Source organism: Caulobacter sp. NIBR1757 (assembly GCF_027912495.1).
Lineage (GTDB): Bacteria > Pseudomonadota > Alphaproteobacteria > Caulobacterales > Caulobacteraceae > Caulobacter.
In genome coordinates this window covers 486160-501244 of record NZ_CP115463.1, presented here as the reverse complement: position 1 = coordinate 501244, position 15085 = coordinate 486160, and the positions used below count along the sequence as shown (strand labels likewise).

16 protein-coding genes are annotated in these 15085 nt (G+C 67.5%); 5 read left to right on the top strand and 11 right to left on the bottom strand.

The genetic code is table 11. The features are described from left to right. Positions 1-4: 4 nt before the first annotated feature. The 4 genes from O5I81_RS02460 to O5I81_RS02445 form a co-directional block, all read right to left on the bottom strand. Positions 5-364 carry a hypothetical protein gene (locus O5I81_RS02460; RefSeq protein WP_271067355.1) on the bottom strand — a complete coding sequence of 120 codons (360 nt, stop codon included), beginning with the start codon at positions 362-364 and terminating at the stop codon, positions 5-7. Positions 365-367: 3 nt separating this feature from the next. After that, the gene (locus O5I81_RS02455) at positions 368-1018 is read right to left on the bottom strand and encodes an SRPBCC domain-containing protein (RefSeq protein WP_271067354.1); all 651 of its coding nucleotides are present in this window, start codon (positions 1016-1018) and stop codon (positions 368-370) included. Next, positions 1015-1641, bottom strand: a complete 627-nt coding sequence (locus O5I81_RS02450) for a TetR/AcrR family transcriptional regulator (protein WP_271067353.1) — start codon at positions 1639-1641, stop codon at positions 1015-1017. Before O5I81_RS02450 ends, O5I81_RS02455 begins: the two co-directional genes overlap by 4 nt. Before the next feature lie 127 nt (positions 1642-1768). Continuing rightward, entirely contained in the window at positions 1769-2323 is a 555-nt protein-coding gene (locus O5I81_RS02445; RefSeq protein ID WP_271067352.1) for a hypothetical protein, read from the bottom strand. Between the two features lie 137 nt (positions 2324-2460). Between O5I81_RS02445 and O5I81_RS02440 the strand changes: the two genes are divergently transcribed. From O5I81_RS02440 to O5I81_RS02420, 5 genes are all read left to right on the top strand, one after another. Further along, on the top strand, positions 2461-3546 hold the full coding sequence (locus O5I81_RS02440; RefSeq protein WP_271067351.1) for a hypothetical protein: 1086 nt from the start codon (positions 2461-2463) through the stop codon (positions 3544-3546). Beyond that, a complete protein-coding gene (locus tag O5I81_RS02435) occupies positions 3543-4343 on the top strand; it encodes a hypothetical protein (protein WP_271067350.1) in 801 nt (266 codons plus the stop codon). The genes O5I81_RS02440 and O5I81_RS02435 overlap by 4 nt, the downstream gene beginning before the upstream one ends. Positions 4344-4428: 85 nt before the next feature. Next, positions 4429-4728, top strand: a complete 300-nt coding sequence (locus tag O5I81_RS02430; protein WP_271067349.1) for an autorepressor SdpR family transcription factor — start codon at positions 4429-4431, stop codon at positions 4726-4728. Further along, positions 4725-5096 (top strand): hypothetical protein, encoded by a 372-nt coding sequence (locus O5I81_RS02425; protein ID WP_271067348.1) that lies wholly within the window; start codon positions 4725-4727, stop codon positions 5094-5096. The genes O5I81_RS02430 and O5I81_RS02425 overlap by 4 nt, the downstream gene beginning before the upstream one ends. A gap of 133 nt (positions 5097-5229) precedes the next feature. After that, positions 5230-6993: a hypothetical protein gene (locus O5I81_RS02420; RefSeq protein WP_271067347.1), complete on the top strand. Its 1764-nt coding sequence runs from the start codon at positions 5230-5232 to the stop codon at positions 6991-6993. On the opposite strand, the gene flhA is transcribed toward O5I81_RS02420, so the two are convergent. The 7 genes from flhA to O5I81_RS02385 all read right to left on the bottom strand — a co-directional run bounded on the left by flhA (position 6990) and on the right by O5I81_RS02385 (position 14918). Next, positions 6990-9086 carry a flagellar biosynthesis protein FlhA gene (flhA, locus tag O5I81_RS02415; protein WP_271067346.1) on the bottom strand — a complete coding sequence of 699 codons (2097 nt, stop codon included), beginning with the start codon at positions 9084-9086 and terminating at the stop codon, positions 6990-6992. The two genes, O5I81_RS02420 and flhA, sit on opposite strands and share 4 nt — an antisense overlap. A 12-nt stretch (positions 9087-9098) precedes the next feature. Further along, positions 9099-10469 (bottom strand): sigma-54 dependent transcriptional regulator, encoded by a 1371-nt coding sequence (locus O5I81_RS02410; RefSeq protein WP_271067345.1) that lies wholly within the window; start codon positions 10467-10469, stop codon positions 9099-9101. Positions 10470-10498: 29 nt separating this feature from the next. Next, entirely contained in the window at positions 10499-10837 is a 339-nt protein-coding gene (fliN, locus tag O5I81_RS02405; protein ID WP_271067344.1) for a flagellar motor switch protein FliN, read from the bottom strand. After that, positions 10830-11480: a flagellar assembly protein FliH gene (locus tag O5I81_RS02400; protein WP_271067343.1), complete on the bottom strand. Its 651-nt coding sequence runs from the start codon at positions 11478-11480 to the stop codon at positions 10830-10832. The genes fliN and O5I81_RS02400 overlap by 8 nt, the downstream gene beginning before the upstream one ends. Then, positions 11480-12511 carry a flagellar motor switch protein FliG gene (gene fliG, locus O5I81_RS02395; protein ID WP_271067342.1) on the bottom strand — a complete coding sequence of 344 codons (1032 nt, stop codon included), beginning with the start codon at positions 12509-12511 and terminating at the stop codon, positions 11480-11482. The genes O5I81_RS02400 and fliG overlap by 1 nt, the downstream gene beginning before the upstream one ends. After that, the gene (fliF, locus tag O5I81_RS02390; RefSeq protein ID WP_271067341.1) at positions 12508-14103 is read right to left on the bottom strand and encodes a flagellar basal-body MS-ring/collar protein FliF; all 1596 of its coding nucleotides are present in this window, start codon (positions 14101-14103) and stop codon (positions 12508-12510) included. The genes fliG and fliF overlap by 4 nt, the downstream gene beginning before the upstream one ends. 527 nt (positions 14104-14630) lie before the next feature. After that, entirely contained in the window at positions 14631-14918 is a 288-nt protein-coding gene (locus O5I81_RS02385) for a DUF1153 domain-containing protein (RefSeq protein WP_271067340.1), read from the bottom strand. Positions 14919-15085 lie beyond the last annotated feature (167 nt).

The window sequence follows — 15085 nt, the reverse complement described above, 5'->3', positions numbered from 1 at the left end:
GCGGTCAGGTCTTCGCCTTGGCCGTGTTCAACACCCGGCCGATGCCGCCGCCGATCAGGCCGGTGACGGCCGAGCTGACCGTGCCGACCGCCAGGATCAGCGGCTCGGTGTCGCCAAGGCCGACGCTGACGACGATGCCGAGCAGGGCGCAGACAGCGCCGGCGACAGCGCCGCCGATCAGGCTGTCAACCAGGCTGCCCCTGGCGGACCAGGCGTAGACCAGGCCGGCGATCAGCGAGATCGCCATGCCGCCCCACATGAAGACGTTGTCCTTCACGAACGGCACGAAATGGCCGGCCAGCACCATGGCCAGCTGAAGCACCGTGCCGAAGAAGACGGCGCGGATGAGCGCACTACGGTTCATGGGTCACTCCCCCTTTTTCATGGTTTCGACAGCCTTGGCCGTCTGCTCCTTCTGAGCCGTTCCGCCCCAACGGACGGGACCGGTCTCGAAGCGCTTGGCGAGCTCGGCCAGGGTGTAGGCGTCGCCCCATTCGAAGTGTTTGTAGACGCTGTCGAAGTCGGCCCCCTGGCCGTACCCGACATTGGAAAGGATCACCTTCGTCCGGGCCTCGCCCGCCGGGACCAGCTCCATGATGGTCGCCGTCTGGCCGAAGGCGTCGGTCGAGAAGAAGCCCTTGGGCGCCTGGATGTTGCGGATGGCCAGAAGCCGGCCGGGCACATAGGCCTCGATGCGGTTGATGATGTTGGAGGGATCGCCCTTGGCCTTGCCGGCGGCGTAGTTGGTTTCGATGGTCCCGCCGAGCCTGAGGTCGATGTAAGCGGTCGGCGAGGCCCAGGTCTTCCAGCCGGCCTCGGTGGTCAACGCCTCCCAGACCTTGTCCGGACTGGCCGGAACCAGGATCGAGAGCTGCAGCACGCGCGACCCGTTCGGCTCGACGAAGCTGGTGTTCTCCACCCCCTTGAAGTCGCTCCACTTCGGGGCCGGCCTCTCGGCGGCGACAGCGACTGTCGTCAGCAGCAGGGCGGCGGTCAGGCCGGCGAGCAGGGTCTTCATGTTCCGGTCTCCCGTTGGGTCTCGCTGACGGCGGCGACGGCCAGCCGGTCGAAATAGTCGCGCAAGGAGGCGATGGAGGCGTCGAAGGCCTCGAGCGTGCGGTGGGTGCGCGACTGCATCACCCCGCCCTCCATGGTGGTCAGCACGAAGATGGCCAGGCGTTTGGTGTCCGTGCCGGGCGGCAGGCGGTGTTTGGCCTGGTCGAGGCAGCCCTTCACATGCTTTGCCCAGCCGTCGAAATTGACCGACAGCATCTCCCGCACCGGCGGGTCGGGCTCATGCAGTTCGAGGGCGATGGAGCCGATCGGGCAGCCGTACAGGCAGTCGGTGTCGGCCAGCATGCGGCGGTAGGCGGCCAGCAGGGCGAAGACCCGCTCGATGGGATCCTCGACCCCCTCCCAGGCCGGGGCCAGCAGCATCGGGTAGATGCCGTCGCGATACATCTCCAGCACCGCCAGCAGCACGTCCTGCTTGGTCGGGTAGAAATGATAAAGGCTGCCCGAATTGGCCCCGGCTTCCTTGAGGATGTCGGCCACCGAGGTGGTGTTGAAGCCCTTCTCGGAGAACAGCTTCATCGCCGCAAAGAGAATCCGCTCCCGGGTGGGTTCGGCGCCGCCGACCATGTGCCCAGCTCCTTAGTTGAACAGTCAATCAAAAAATCAACACAGAGAACGCCGGTTGGCAAGCGGCCATGCAAAAGCCCCCGCCGGCGAGGGCGGGGGCTCGATGCTCGCGGCTGGCGAGGCGGGGCTAGTTCTTTTTCTTGCCCTTGGGGTCAAGCGAGGCGAGCAGCTCGGCCTTGGTTCGGGCGCTGACCACGGCGCCGCCAGTCTCGCTGAGCACCGACTGGGCGACGGTCACCGACTTGCCATCGACCTTGAGGGTCACCTGGCCGGCGGTCGCGCCGGTCCCGACGGTCTCGATCGTGCCGATGGCGTTGCCTTGCGCGTCCTTGACGGCCGCGCCGTTGGCCAGGGTCGTGCCGCCGGTGGCCGGGGGTGTCGACGCGACAGGCGGGGTGGCCGGCGGCGTGGCGGGACCGGCGGGGGCCGAGGGGTCGACAGCGGGCGGCGTGCTGGACGGAGAGACGGTGTCACCTTGGGTCGGCGGCACCTCGGCCGGGTCCATGACCGGCGGCTGTTGGCCCTTGGGCGCGGTCCCCGGCTTGTTGGGGCCCTCGCCCGGCGGCGGCGCGACAATCGGCGGTGTCGCGCCGGGCGTCGGCGCGGGGGTCTGGGCGAAGGCCGCCGTCGAAAGCGCGATGGCGGCGGTGGTGGACAACAGCAAAACGGGCAAGGTTTTCATGCGGGCAACTCCTTTGAGTGCCCCCCATCGAAGACCAACACCGTTCCGCGAGAGTCGTTCCCGGCAAAGACACCGCCGACGCCGAGCTTCGCCGGCCTTTCCGCGCCGTTTCAATCTCTGTAGAGACGACTTCGCGCATGAGACTCTACGCCCCCGACATGGACGAATTCCTCGGCTGGATGGACAGCGAGGGCATCCGCTATGCGGTGCTGCGCAACGCCCCCGCCTTCGTGAAGGGCTGGCCGGCGCGCGGCGGCAAGGACGATGTCGATATGCTGGTCGACGACGGGGCCCTGGACCGCATCGGCGCGAAATACGGCCGCTACGGCAAGAACGCCGGGGTCAAATGCGACCTCTATGACCTGTCCGGATCGCCGGCCGGGGCCTATCAGGGCCTCCCCTACTATCCGCCGAAGCTGGCGAACCTGCTGCTCGACGAGCGGGAGCGGCATGAGGGCGGGTTCTGGGTTCCCACGCCCCTGCCCTACCTGCTCGGGCTGATCTTCCACATCGCCTACCACAAGGCCGAGCGCTCGAAGATCGACCGGCTCGATCCCGCCGCCTCGCAAGGCAGCAAGTACGTTCCCGAGCTTCGCGATCTGATGGCCAGGACCGGCGAGGACTTCCCCCTCACCCTGACCGCCTTCCATGAGCGGCTGAAGCAGGCCGGCATGGCCGTGCCCTATCGCCAGCTGGCCGCCATCCTGGTCAACGACTTCTCGCGCCATGTGAAGAGCCGCTTCCTGGCCGAGGTCGGCAACGAGCCGGCCGGGGAGATGAACCTCTTCGTCATCCGCAGTGTCGCCGCCGGCAAGGGCCAGGCGCAAAGTCTGATCGAGGCGCTGGCCCGGGATTACGAGATCCTCGCCGACAAGCCGATCCCCTGGCTGACCCGGCTGAAGACCAACAACCGGATTCGCGGCGGCAAGTGGAAGCGCGGCGGGCCGCCGGTGCATGCCGTCGTCGTCTTCGACCGTCATCCGCTGCCGGCGACCGGCGAGGAGGCGACGCCGCATCCCTTCGTCTTCAACGGCCGCCAGTTCCTGAAGAAGCGCCTCCGCGACGCGTTCTCGAAGGTCACCGGTCTGCATACCAAGCATAATCCCCTGCACTCGACCGACAACGAGGCCGAGGCTCTGGGGCACCTGAACCTCTACTTCACGCCGGAAGAACGCGAGGCCCTGTACCAGCGACTGGAAGCGATCCGGGCGGAGATGACGTGAGAAAGCTCAAGCGCTGGTGGCGGGCCCGCAAGGCGGAAGCCGCTCTGAAAGACCGGCGCGAGGCGGTGCGGGCGATGGTCGCCGGAGTGATCGGATCGCCGGTGCGCCTGAAGGAACGCGGCAACCTCGGCCACGACAGCAATTACGACGTCTTCGCCGGCGACCGGCAGGTGGCGGTGCTGCGGCTGGTCAACCCGTTCAAGCAGCGGCCGACCCCGCCGCCCGGCATGCCGTTCCGGATCGAGGACGCGGCCCGACGCCTCGACCACGAGTATGTCGCCCTGGCCCGCGCCGCCAGCATCGGCCTGGCCCCCGAACCGATCTGGCGGGCCGCGGACGCCATCCTCTGCGCCTACCTGCCCTATCACACCCTGACCTCGACGGTGCTCAGGACGCCGGGCCGGGTGTGGGAATGCCTGTCGCAGGCCAGCGCCGCGCTGGACCGGCTGCACCGCGAGGTCGGCATGGCCCATATGGACGCCTCGCTGAGCAACGTGCTGGCCGACGCGGGGCACAAGGCCTTCGCCCTGGTCGATTTCGAATACACGCCGGACGTCGGCGTCGGCTTCGCCGAACAGAAGATCTACGACCACCTGCGGCTGCTGCAGGCGACGGGCAAGTTCATCCCCGACCGGCTGAAGGGCGACCATGCGGCCTGGTTCGCGCAGATCGCCGGCTATGTAGACGATGAGATGCGGGCCGCGCCCCTTGAGCGCCTCCTGCCGGCGCTGAACCATGTGCTGGCCGTGCCGGCCTATCGCGAGGCCGCGCGGGCGATCCTGCCGCGCTTGACCTGATCGTCGTCCATAGGCGTGTCCCGAGGATAACGACGTTGGGTGATGGCGATTGACAACAATTCGACGATTAGCTAAACGTCGATTCATGAGCAGCGTGTTCAAGGCCCTTTCCGATCCGACCCGCCGGCGCGTGCTGCAGCTGTTGCGCGCCGGCCCGATGACGGCCGGCGACCTGGCCGACCAGTTCGCGGTGTCGAAGCCGACCATGTCGGCCCACTTCGCCGTGCTGCGCGAAGCCGACCTGGTGCATGCCGAAAAGGCCGGCAAGCAGGTGCTCTACCATCTGAAACTGTCGGTGCTGGAAGAGGCGCTGATGGGGTTCGCCAACACCTTCGGCCTCGGCGCCCAGGCGCCGGCGACCGACGATCCGGAGACCGCCCGATGACCACCACGATCAAGAACAGCCTGGGGCTGGCCGCCCTGCAGATCGGCGGCGCGCTCGCCTTCATGGGGGCCGCCCGCCTGGGCTGGATCAGCTACGACATGTCCCTGCGCCTGACCATGGCCGTCATCGGCCTGGTGCTGGTGATCTATGCCAACCGGGTGCCGAAGGAGGCCGCCGGCCGCTCCGCCAACTACCAGGCGGTCAAGCGGGTAGCGGGCTGGGCGCTGTTTCTGGGCGGCCTGGGCTATGTCGCCGCCTGGCTGTTCGCGCCGATCGATATCGCGGCCTTCGTCTCAATGGCGGCGGTGATCGCGGCCATCCTCTACATCTTCGCCTACCGCCGCTGGCGCCGGTCGAAAGCGGGTTAGGCAGAACCAACCGACCGGGCGCCGCCATCCATTCCCGGGCGGAATACCAAGCCCGCAATTTGGAATGTGATTTTAGAGAACGACAATCTCAAGGTGTTCACCCCGCCAATCGAGGCGGTAAGGGAACACTGAGATGACGTCTGGCGCCTTCGTCACCTGCTGGGGCAACAGCAATTTCCGCGACGAGCAGTTGCTGGTCACCCAAAGCACCGCCGATCTGTCCAAGGTGACGGTTCCTGGCACGACCGTGAAAGCCGGCGACTGGATCCGCTCCCTGTCGACGGGACCCAGCTGCTGGGCGGTCGCGACGACAGGCGTCAACGGGACCGGACCGTCCCTGTGCCTGGATCCCAACAGCTGCATCGCCGACCTGGCCGACAGCGACCTGCTCAAGGGGCAGATGAACCGGGCGATTTCCAGCATCACCCTGTCGTCGACCCGGCCGTCCGACTGGCCGGGGGCCACGGCGCCGGCGACGCCCAGCCTGTGGCGCGGCTCCGTCCTCAGCGACCTGGGCGCGGCGTCGATCAACAGGAAGGTCAAGTCGCTCTGCGTCAAACTGGTCAAGTCCGTCCCCGGCGCGGGGCCGTTCCTCGGCATCCTGGTGTCGGGCCTCTGGCCATCGGGCCTGCCGTCGGACACCGAAATCTGGGCCGGTATGGAAAAATGGGTCGAAAGCCTGGTGAACGACATCGGCGTCCAGGCCGCCGACAATGCCTACAAGGCGGAGATGGAAGGCCTCTTCAGCGACCTCCGCCTGATCCAGTACGACATCGACAACAAGACGCCCGAACTGGCCGTGCACTACGGCGAGTTGCTCCACAGCATCACCGCCAGCTATCTGCCGAAGATGGACAGCACCAGCGACGTGATCGCGGCCCAGACCCTGACCTACATCACGGTCCTCGGCACGATCATGATCGCGGTCCTGCGCGGCAGTTTCGTCTACGCCCAGGAGATCTTTGGCGACACCCACGAGGTCGCGTTCAACCGGACCCAGACCCAGGCTGCGATCAAAATCGTCCGCAAGACCCTGTCGCGAGGGATCGCCTTCGCCCGCCAGAACCGGATGGCCAAGATCACCATCGAGTCCGGAAAGAACTGGGACCACACCCAGACCTGGTACCAGTTGAGCGACCCCTACGCGCAGACCTATCTGGGCTACCAGGTCTCGACCGACTTCACCGGCACGAGCGCGGCCGACGCCCACAGCACGGTCGCCAAGGACCAGTCGGTCTACACCGATCAGTTCGCCGGCCCGACCTTCGACGCCCTCTTCCAGCCCTTCTTCGACATCGCCAACGTCTGGACCTACTTTGACCAGGACCCGCCCGCCGACACGGACTGGACGCCGCCGACGGCGCCGCAGGTCGTCAAGATGGGCCCATGGGGCGGCAACGACATGAGCCTGACGGGGGTGTTTTCACCCGGCGAGGTCAATCACATGTGCGGGCAGTTCGACTGGGCGCCCTCGTCGCGCATCGTCAAGCTGGAGCTGTTCGATCTGACCGGCATCCGCCTGACCACGGCGGACGGCGCCGTCCGGCACATCGGGCCGACCAACGGCAAGGATGTACAGACCTTCGACCTGTCCAGCCCCGACCGCGCCATCATCGGCGCCTTCGGAGCCTGGGACACGACGCTCAAGAGCCTGCAGTTCCGGACCAACTACAGCACCGGATCCGGCGGCGTGGACTGCTTCGACCGGGGCAATCATCGCGGTGACAGCAATGGCGGCGACGGGCCCTATCCCTTCGCCTCCAACGGGTCGGACGGCGGCGACGCAATCCTCAGCGGCCTGTTCGGCTACACCGACGACAACCCCGGCGACAGCTACGCCCTGCGCGCGATCGGCTTCTACTGGACCTACCAGACCACCGTGGCGCGGACCGACTAGATCATCCCGACGGTGCGCAGCTTGGCCCTGGGGTGAACCTCGCTCTGGCTCATCACCACGGTCTGGCCGCGGAAGCGTTCGATGATCGAGCGGACATAGGGACGGACCATCGGGCTGGTCAGCAGCACGGCCGCGTCGCCGGCCAGGGCCGCCCGCTCGAAGGACTCGCGGACATTCCGGATGAAGTCCTGCAGTTTCGACGGCGCCATGGCCAGCTGCTTTTCCTCGCCGTTCCCGATCAGGCTGTCGGCGAAGGCCGCCTCCCAGTCGGGTGACAGGGTGACGATCGGCAGGGCGCCGTCCTCGGCGCGGTTGGCCCAGCACAGCTGGCGGCCCAGACGCACCCGCACCGCCTCGGTCAGGGCGGTCAGCGAGGCGGTATGCGGCGCGGCCTCGGCGATGCCTTCCAGGATGGTGCCCAGGTCGCGGATCGACACCCGCTCGCGCAGCAGCGCCTGCAGCACCCGTTGCAGGGTCGAGGCGGTGATCACCGAGGGGATCAGTTCGTCGGCCAGCTTCTTCTGTTCGGGACCCAGTTCCTTCAGCAGCTTCTGGACCTCGGCGTAGGACAGCAGGTCGGCCATGTTGTCCTTGAGGATCTCGGTCAGGTGCGTGGTCAGCACCGTGGCCGGGTCGACCAGGGTGTAGCCCCGGAACGTCGCCTCTTCCTTCAGCGCATCGTCGATCCAGGTGGCCGGCAGGCCGAAGGCCGGCTCGCGCACGTGCTCGCCCGGGATATCGACCTGGCCGCCGCGCGGGTCCATGGCCATCAGGTTGCCGATGCGCACCTCGCCGGCCCCGGTATCCATCTCCTTGATGCGAATGGCGTAGCCCTGGGTCGGCAGGCGCATGTTGTCGAGGATGCGCACGGACGGCATCACGAAGCCGAACTCCCCGGCCAGGGTCTTGCGCAGCGCCCGGATCTGGTCGGTCAGTTTGCGGCCGTCGAGGTCGTTGATCAGGGTCAGCAGGCCATAGCCCAGCTCGATCTTGATGTCGTCGATGGCCAGGGAGGCGCCGATCGGCTCCTCCTCCTGCTCGGCGGCGACCGGCAGGGTCGAGACATCCACCGGCGCCGGCAGCTTGGCGTTCTGGGCCCGGCGCCAGGCCAGGTAGCCGGTGGCGACAGCGACGATGATGAAGGGGATCTTCGGCATCCCCGGCACCAGGGCCATGATGCCGGCGGCGGCCGAGACCATGCCCAGGCCCACCGGGTTCATGGCCAGCTGCATGACCAGCGCCTTGTCGGCGGCGCCGTCGACGCCGGCCTTGGAGACCAGCAGGCCGGCGGCGATCGAGATGATCAGGGCCGGCACCTGGCTGACCAGGCCGTCGCCGATGGTCATGACGGTATAGCTGTTGAAGGCGTCACCGGCCGGAATCTTGTGCTGGATCACCCCGATCAGGATGCCGCCGACCACGTTGATGGCGGTGATGACGAGGGCGGCCACGGCGTCGCCGCGCACGAACTTGCTGGCGCCGTCCATGGCCCCGAAGAAGGTCGATTCCTGCTCCAGTTCCTTGCGCCGCAGCTTGGCCTGGTCCTGATCGATGAGGCCGCTCGACAGGTCGGCGTCGATAGCCATCTGCTTGCCGGGCATGGCGTCGAGGGTGAACCGCGCGGCGACCTCGGCGATGCGGCCCGAACCCTTGGTGACGACCACGAAATTCACCAGGATCAGGATGGCGAAGACGATCACCCCGATGATGAAGTTCCCGCTCATCATCATGTGGCCGAAGGCCTCGATGACCTTGCCGGCCCCTTCGGTGCCCTCATGCCCGTGGCTGAGGATCAGCCGGGTCGAGGCGAGGTTCAGGCCCAGCCGGAACAGGGTGGTGACCAGCAGCACGGTCGGGAAGGCGGTGAACTCCAGCGGCCGCTTGATCAGCAGCGCCGTCATCAGGATCAGGATGCTGCTGGTCACCGACAGGGCCAGCAGCATGTCCAGCAGGAAGGGCGGCACCGGCAGGATCAGCAGCACGATGACGCCGACGATGCCGATCGCCAGGCCCACATCGCCACGCGCCACCCAACCCCAGACCTGTTTGGCGGTCACCGGGTTGGAAGCGGAAATCGGGTGGGCGTCACTCATTTACATACTCACTCACGCCGCATTCGCGCCCAACCCGGCCTGCGGCGGCGGCACGGAGACTCCGGCGTCGCCGTATTCCTTCAGCTTGTTGCGCAGGGTGCGGATCGAGATGCCGAGGATGGTGGCGGCATGGGTGCGGTTGCCCGAGCAGTGGCTGAGGGTGTCGAGGATCAGTTGCTGCTCGACCTCGGCCACCGTCTGGCCGACGAGGGTGCGGCTGACCGCCTCGGCGGCCATGGAGGCGCCGCGCGCCACCGCCACGTCAGGGGCCGGCGACAACGGCTGGCCGTCCGGCAGGCGGATGGCGAACTCCTCGATCTCCGCGCCGGTCGACAGCAGCACGGCGCGGTGCATGGCGTTTTCCAGCTCCCGCACATTGCCCGGCCAGCGGTGAGCGACCAGCCGCTTGCGGGCCTCGGCCGACAGCGGCCGCTCGGGCATGCCGTTGGCCTTGGCGTACTTCTTCAGGAAGTGGTCGCACAGGGCCGAGATGTCGCCCGGCCGTTCGCGCAGCGGCGGCAGGCGCAGGTTCACGACATTGAGGCGGTAGAGCAGGTCCTCGCGGAAGGTGCCGTCCTTCACGGCGGCGGCCAGGTCGCGGTTGGAGGTGGCGAGGATGCGGATGTTGACCTTGACCGGCCTGGAGCCGCCGACCCGGTCGATCTCGCGCTCCTGGATGGCGCGCAGCAGTTTGGCCTGCAGGCGGGCGTCCATCTCGCTGATTTCGTCGAGCAGCAGGGTGCCGCCGTCGGCCTCCTCGAACTTCCCGACCCGGCGGGCCACGGCCCCGGTGAAGGCGCCCTTCTCATGGCCGAACAGTTCCGATTCCAGCAGGTTCTCGGGGATGGCGGCGCAGTTGACGCTGATGAAGGGTTTCGACGCGCGCTTCGACTTGGTGTGGACGTAGCGGGCCATCACCTCCTTGCCGACGCCGCTCTCGCCGGTGATCAGGATCGAGGCCTCCGAGGGCGCGATCTGGTCGGCCAGCTTGATGACCTGTTCCATGATCGGGTCGCGGGCGACCATCGGGCGGTTGTCGTCGCTGACGGCGGCCAGGACGGCGGCGATCAGGTCGGCTTCGGGCGGCAGGGGGATGAACTCGATGGCCCCGGCCCGGATGGCGTCGCCCGCCTTCTGGGCGTCGGCGGCGACGCCGCAGGCGACGACCGGCACCCGGATGCGCTCGGCCTCGTTGGCGGCGATCAGCCCGGCGATGTCGAGCTCGTAATCGACCATCAGCAGGTCCGCGCCCTGCCCGGCCCGCAGGGCCTGGGTGGCGGCCGCGGTGGTCTCGACGTGCGCCACCTTGGCCCCGGTGTTCATCGCCATCTTCACGGCGAGGGACAGCTGTCCGTTCAATTTTCCGACGACCAGAAGCCGCATGACCTACTCTCCTACCGACGCGGGTCCGCTTACGCGGCCGTGTCGCCGTCCTTGATGATTTCCGTCATGGTCACGCCCAGGCGGTCGTCGACGACGACGACCTCGCCGCGCGCCACCAGGCGGTTGTTGACGTAGATGTCGATCGCCTCGCCGACCTTGCGATCCAGCTCCAGGACACTGCCCTGGCCCAGCTGCAGCAGCTGGGCGACGCTCATGTTGGCCCGGCCGAGCACGGCCGAGATGTTGACCGGCACGTCGAAGACCGGCGCCAGGTCGGTGGCGGTCTTCTCGTCGTAGTCCACGGGCATCTCGCTGGCCAACATCTGGTCAGGCGAGAATTCCTCGAGGGTCAGGTTGTCTTCAGCCATGTGTTGGCTCCAGGGCGATCAGGGGTTCGGCGTGCAGGCCTTCGGCGGCCAGGGCCTCGTCAAGGGCGGTCTGGATGCGGCTGGCCGCATCGACGGGATCGAAGCTGGCGCGGCCGTCGCCCCAGTCGAGGATGAAGGCGGCCGGGGTCATGCCGGGCTCGGCCCGGGCCTCGATGCGGCCCGAATGGCCAAGGCTGCTGGCCATGCCGTCGAGGGCGGCCTGGACCCGCACCTGGGCTTCCGGGGCGACCTTGACCAGCAGGCGCGGGCTGGCCTCGACCTCGCGGGCCAGGGCCTCCAGGGCGGCGGTGACCGGCGCTTCCGGAAACCTGGCCAGGGCGCTGTCGGCGATCTTGCGGGCGGCGGCCATGCTGAGATGGGCGGCGTCGGAGCGGTGGGCGTGGGCGACCTGCGCCAGGGCGCCGAGGCCCTGACGGGCGGCGTCGGCGATGCGGTCCATGGCCCGGGCCAGGTCCATCTCGGCGGCCGCCATGGCCGAGCCCTCGCCTTCGGCATAGGCGGCGGCGCGGATGGTCTCGACCTCCTCCGGCGTGAAGCTGCGCTTCTGGCGCGGCGGCTGATAGGCGACCGCGCCCGCGTCGTCGAATTCGGTGTCGAAGGTGAAGGGGCGATGTCCGGTCATCAGTAGATCAGCTCATCGTCGCCGCCGGCCCCGGCCAGCATGATCTCGCCCTTGGCGGCCAGGTCCTTGGCGACCTGGACCATGGCCATCTGGGCCTGGTCGACGTCTTTCAGGCGCACGGGGCCCATGCCGTCCATGTCCTCGCGCATGATCTTGGCGGCCCGCTCCGACATGTTGGAGAAGAACATCTCGCGCAGGGCGTCGGAGGCGCCCTTCAGCGCCAGGCCAAGCTGATCCTTCTCCACCGCCCGCAGCAGGGTCTGCACCCCGCCCGGATCGAGCTTGGAGAGGTCCTCGAAGACGAACATCAGGGCCCGGATGCGCTCAGCCGCCTCGCGATTGCGCTCTTCCAGGGCGGCGATGAAGCGGCCCTCGGTCTGGCGGTCGAAGTTGTTGAAGATGTCGGCCATCAGTTCATGACTGTCGCGCTTCGACGTGCGCGCCAGGTTGGACATGAACTCGACCCGCAGCGTCTGTTCGATCTTGTCGAGGATGTCGCGCTGCACCGGCTCCATGCGCAGCATGCGCTGGACGCATTCCAGCGCGAAGTCCTCGGGCAGGCAGGTCAGGACCCGGGCGGCGTGGTCGCTCTTGATCTTGGAGAGCACCACCGCGACGGTTTGGGGATATTCGTTCTTCAGATAGTTGGCGAGCACCGCCTCGTTCACGTTGCCCAGCTTGTCCCACATGGTGCGACCCGCCGGCCCGCGGATCTCCTCCATCAGGTTGTCGACCTTCTCGGGCGGCATGAAGGAGGACAGCAGGCGCTGGGTCTGTTCGAAGCTGCCCATGATGGCGCCGGAGGCGCTCATCCCCGAGACGAACTCGACCAGGAGTTCCTCGACGACGCTGGCCGCCACGGTGCCGAGGCTGGCCATGGCCTGGGAGATTTCCTTGATCTCCTCGTCGTCCAGGGACTCCCAGATCCGGGTGTGGTCCTCGCCCAGGGCGAGCATGACCACAGCCGCCTTTTCGGGGCCGGTCAGCCGGGCGGCGTCGGTGATCGCCTTGGATTTGCCCGCCCGGCTCATGCGGTCTCATGCAGCCAGGTGCGGAGGATCGAGACCGACTCCTCCGGGTGGGTGTCGACGAACTCGCTGACCCGCTTGACGCTGCTGGCCTTCACCTGGCCCTCGATGCGGGCGATGTCGATGCGCTGGTCCATGTCGCTGGGCAGGGCCAGCATCTCGCCGGTGACCGGATCGACCTGGATCTGCTGGGCCTGGCCCTGGGTCAGGGGCGCCATGCCGCCGGCCGCCCCGGCCAGCATCGGCATCGGGCCGCCGGTCCCCGGCTGGTTCAGGCTCTTGAGCAGCGGCCGCAGGCCGAAGAACAGCAGCAGCATGACGACGATGGCGCCGAGGCCGAGCTCGGCGAAGCGGATCAGGTCGTTCTTGGTGAAGTCGAACATGCCGCCCTTGCCGTCGCTGGCCAGGGCCTCGTCGCGGGCGAAGGGCACGTTGATCACCTTGACGACGTCGCCGCGACCTTCATTGAAGCCGACGGCGGCCCGCACCAGCTCGTTCAGCTTGGCCATCTCAGCCTCGGTGCGGGGCGTGTAGGGACCGGCCTTGCCGTTGGCCCCCGGGCCGGTGACGCCATCCACGGCGACCGCCACGCTGAGCTTCTGCACGGTCCCCGGGGCCAGGATCTCGGTGCGCGTGGTCTCGGAGATCTCGTAGTTGGTGACCGTCGAGTTGCCCTTGGTGGTGTTCTTGTTGGTCGGCAGGAAGGCCGGGTTGGCGCCGCCGCCCGGAATGTTGCCTGAGGCGGTGACGGCGTCCGTGTTGGAGCCATCAGCCTCTTCACTGGCCTGTTCGGAGGTCTGTTCGGAGCGGATGACCTGGCCGTCGGGGTCGTAGGTCTTCTTCTGTTCGGTGACCTGGGCCATGTCGATCTCGGCCGACACCTCGACCCGGGCCTTGCCGGTCCCGACGACGCCCTCGACCTGCTGGCGGATGCGTTCGGCCAGGTCGCGCTCGATCTGCGCCTTGCGGTCATCGGCGATGGCCCCCAGGGCGCCGCCCTGGCCGAGCGCCGCCAGCGTCTTGCCGTCCTTCATGTCGACGACGGCGACGTTCTCGGGCTTGAGGCCGTCGACCGCGCCGGCGACGAAATTCTGGATCGCCTGCACCTGTTCCTGGCCGGGCTTGCGGCCGGCGACATTGATGGACACCGAGGCGGTCGGGTTGCCCGCCTCGTCCTCGAACAGTTGTCGCTTGGGGATGTTGAGCATCACCCGGACGTCGTTGATGCCGTGGAAGCCCTTGATCGTGCGCTGTAGCTCGCCCTCGAGGGCGCGCTTGTTGTTGATCTGCTGGACGAAGTCGGTCTGGCCGAGCGCCGAGGTCTGGTCGAAGATCTCGTAGCCGACCGACCCGGAGGTCACCAGGCCCTTGCCGGCCACCAGCAGGCGGCTGGAGGCGACCTTGTCGCGCTCGACGTAGATGGTCGATCCGTCGCCCTTGACCTCGTACTTGACCCCGGCCTGATCCAGGGCGGCGGTCACTTCCGAGGCTTCCTTGAGGTCCAGGCGCTCGTACATCAGCACCTTGGGCTCGGTCATCAGGCCGGTGGTCAGGGCGATCACGGCCGCCAGCAGACCGACCCCGATGCCGGCCATGACCAGCAGCCGGACGAGCCCCGCACCTCTTAACGCGCCTAGAAACCGATCCACCTGGGTTCCCGTCCCCGAAACGAAACCAACGCCCGCTTCTGCCGGGTTGCTAGGCAGGATTTACCGGGTGGATGGTAAACGGGTCTTTAAGAGACCTGGTAAGGACCCGCGCTGTGGCGTCGCAGGGCAGAGGCAGCAAATGTTGGGGTTTCTGAGAATTCGGCCCTGACGGACGTTCACTATAGTTCCTCCCTCGACACGAAGTGGCGGGGGAGGGGGACCGCCGGCCCGACTCAGGGCCGGTGGTGGAGGGGGCAGCACCGGCTTTTCAGGACAGGGAGCGTTCTGGCGCGGTCGCGACAGCCGCGTTCAGGGTGTGCATGTCCCGCGGCGCTGCCCCCTCCACCACCGCCTCCGGCGGCGGTCCCCCTCCCCCGTCGCTTCGCGCCGAAGGAGGATCTAAAACGGCAACGGCCGCGCTCCTTCCGGAGCGCGGCCGCCTTACTCGCCGAGCCTGAGGGGGGGGGAGCGGCTCAGCGATACTGTTGCAGGCGGGTGGTGCGCAGGCCCGCCAGGCCGTGCCGGTCGATCGACTGCTGCCAGTTGAGGAATTCCTCGTTGGTCAGCCGATACCGGTCACAGGCGTCGTCGAGGCTGAGAAGCCCACCACGAACCGCCGCCACGACCTCCGCCTTGCGGCGGATCACCCACCGCTCGGTGTTGGCGGGCGGCAGGTCGGACAGCGTCAGGGGCGCGCCGGTCGGACCGATCACGTACTTCTCACCCTTGCTGTTGACCCGCTGCTGCTGCTGCTGAAGCATGGTTCTACGCCTCTCTTGGACATCACTGTTGAGGGAGACCATAGCGACGACGCGATAACATGCCGTGAATCGGTCTAGTAAAGATGCAAGTAACCACGGATTGCCCCCGTCTTAACGCGCTGTTTTATTGTGGGACACCAACGTTAACCGACGTTAGTGTCTTGGTT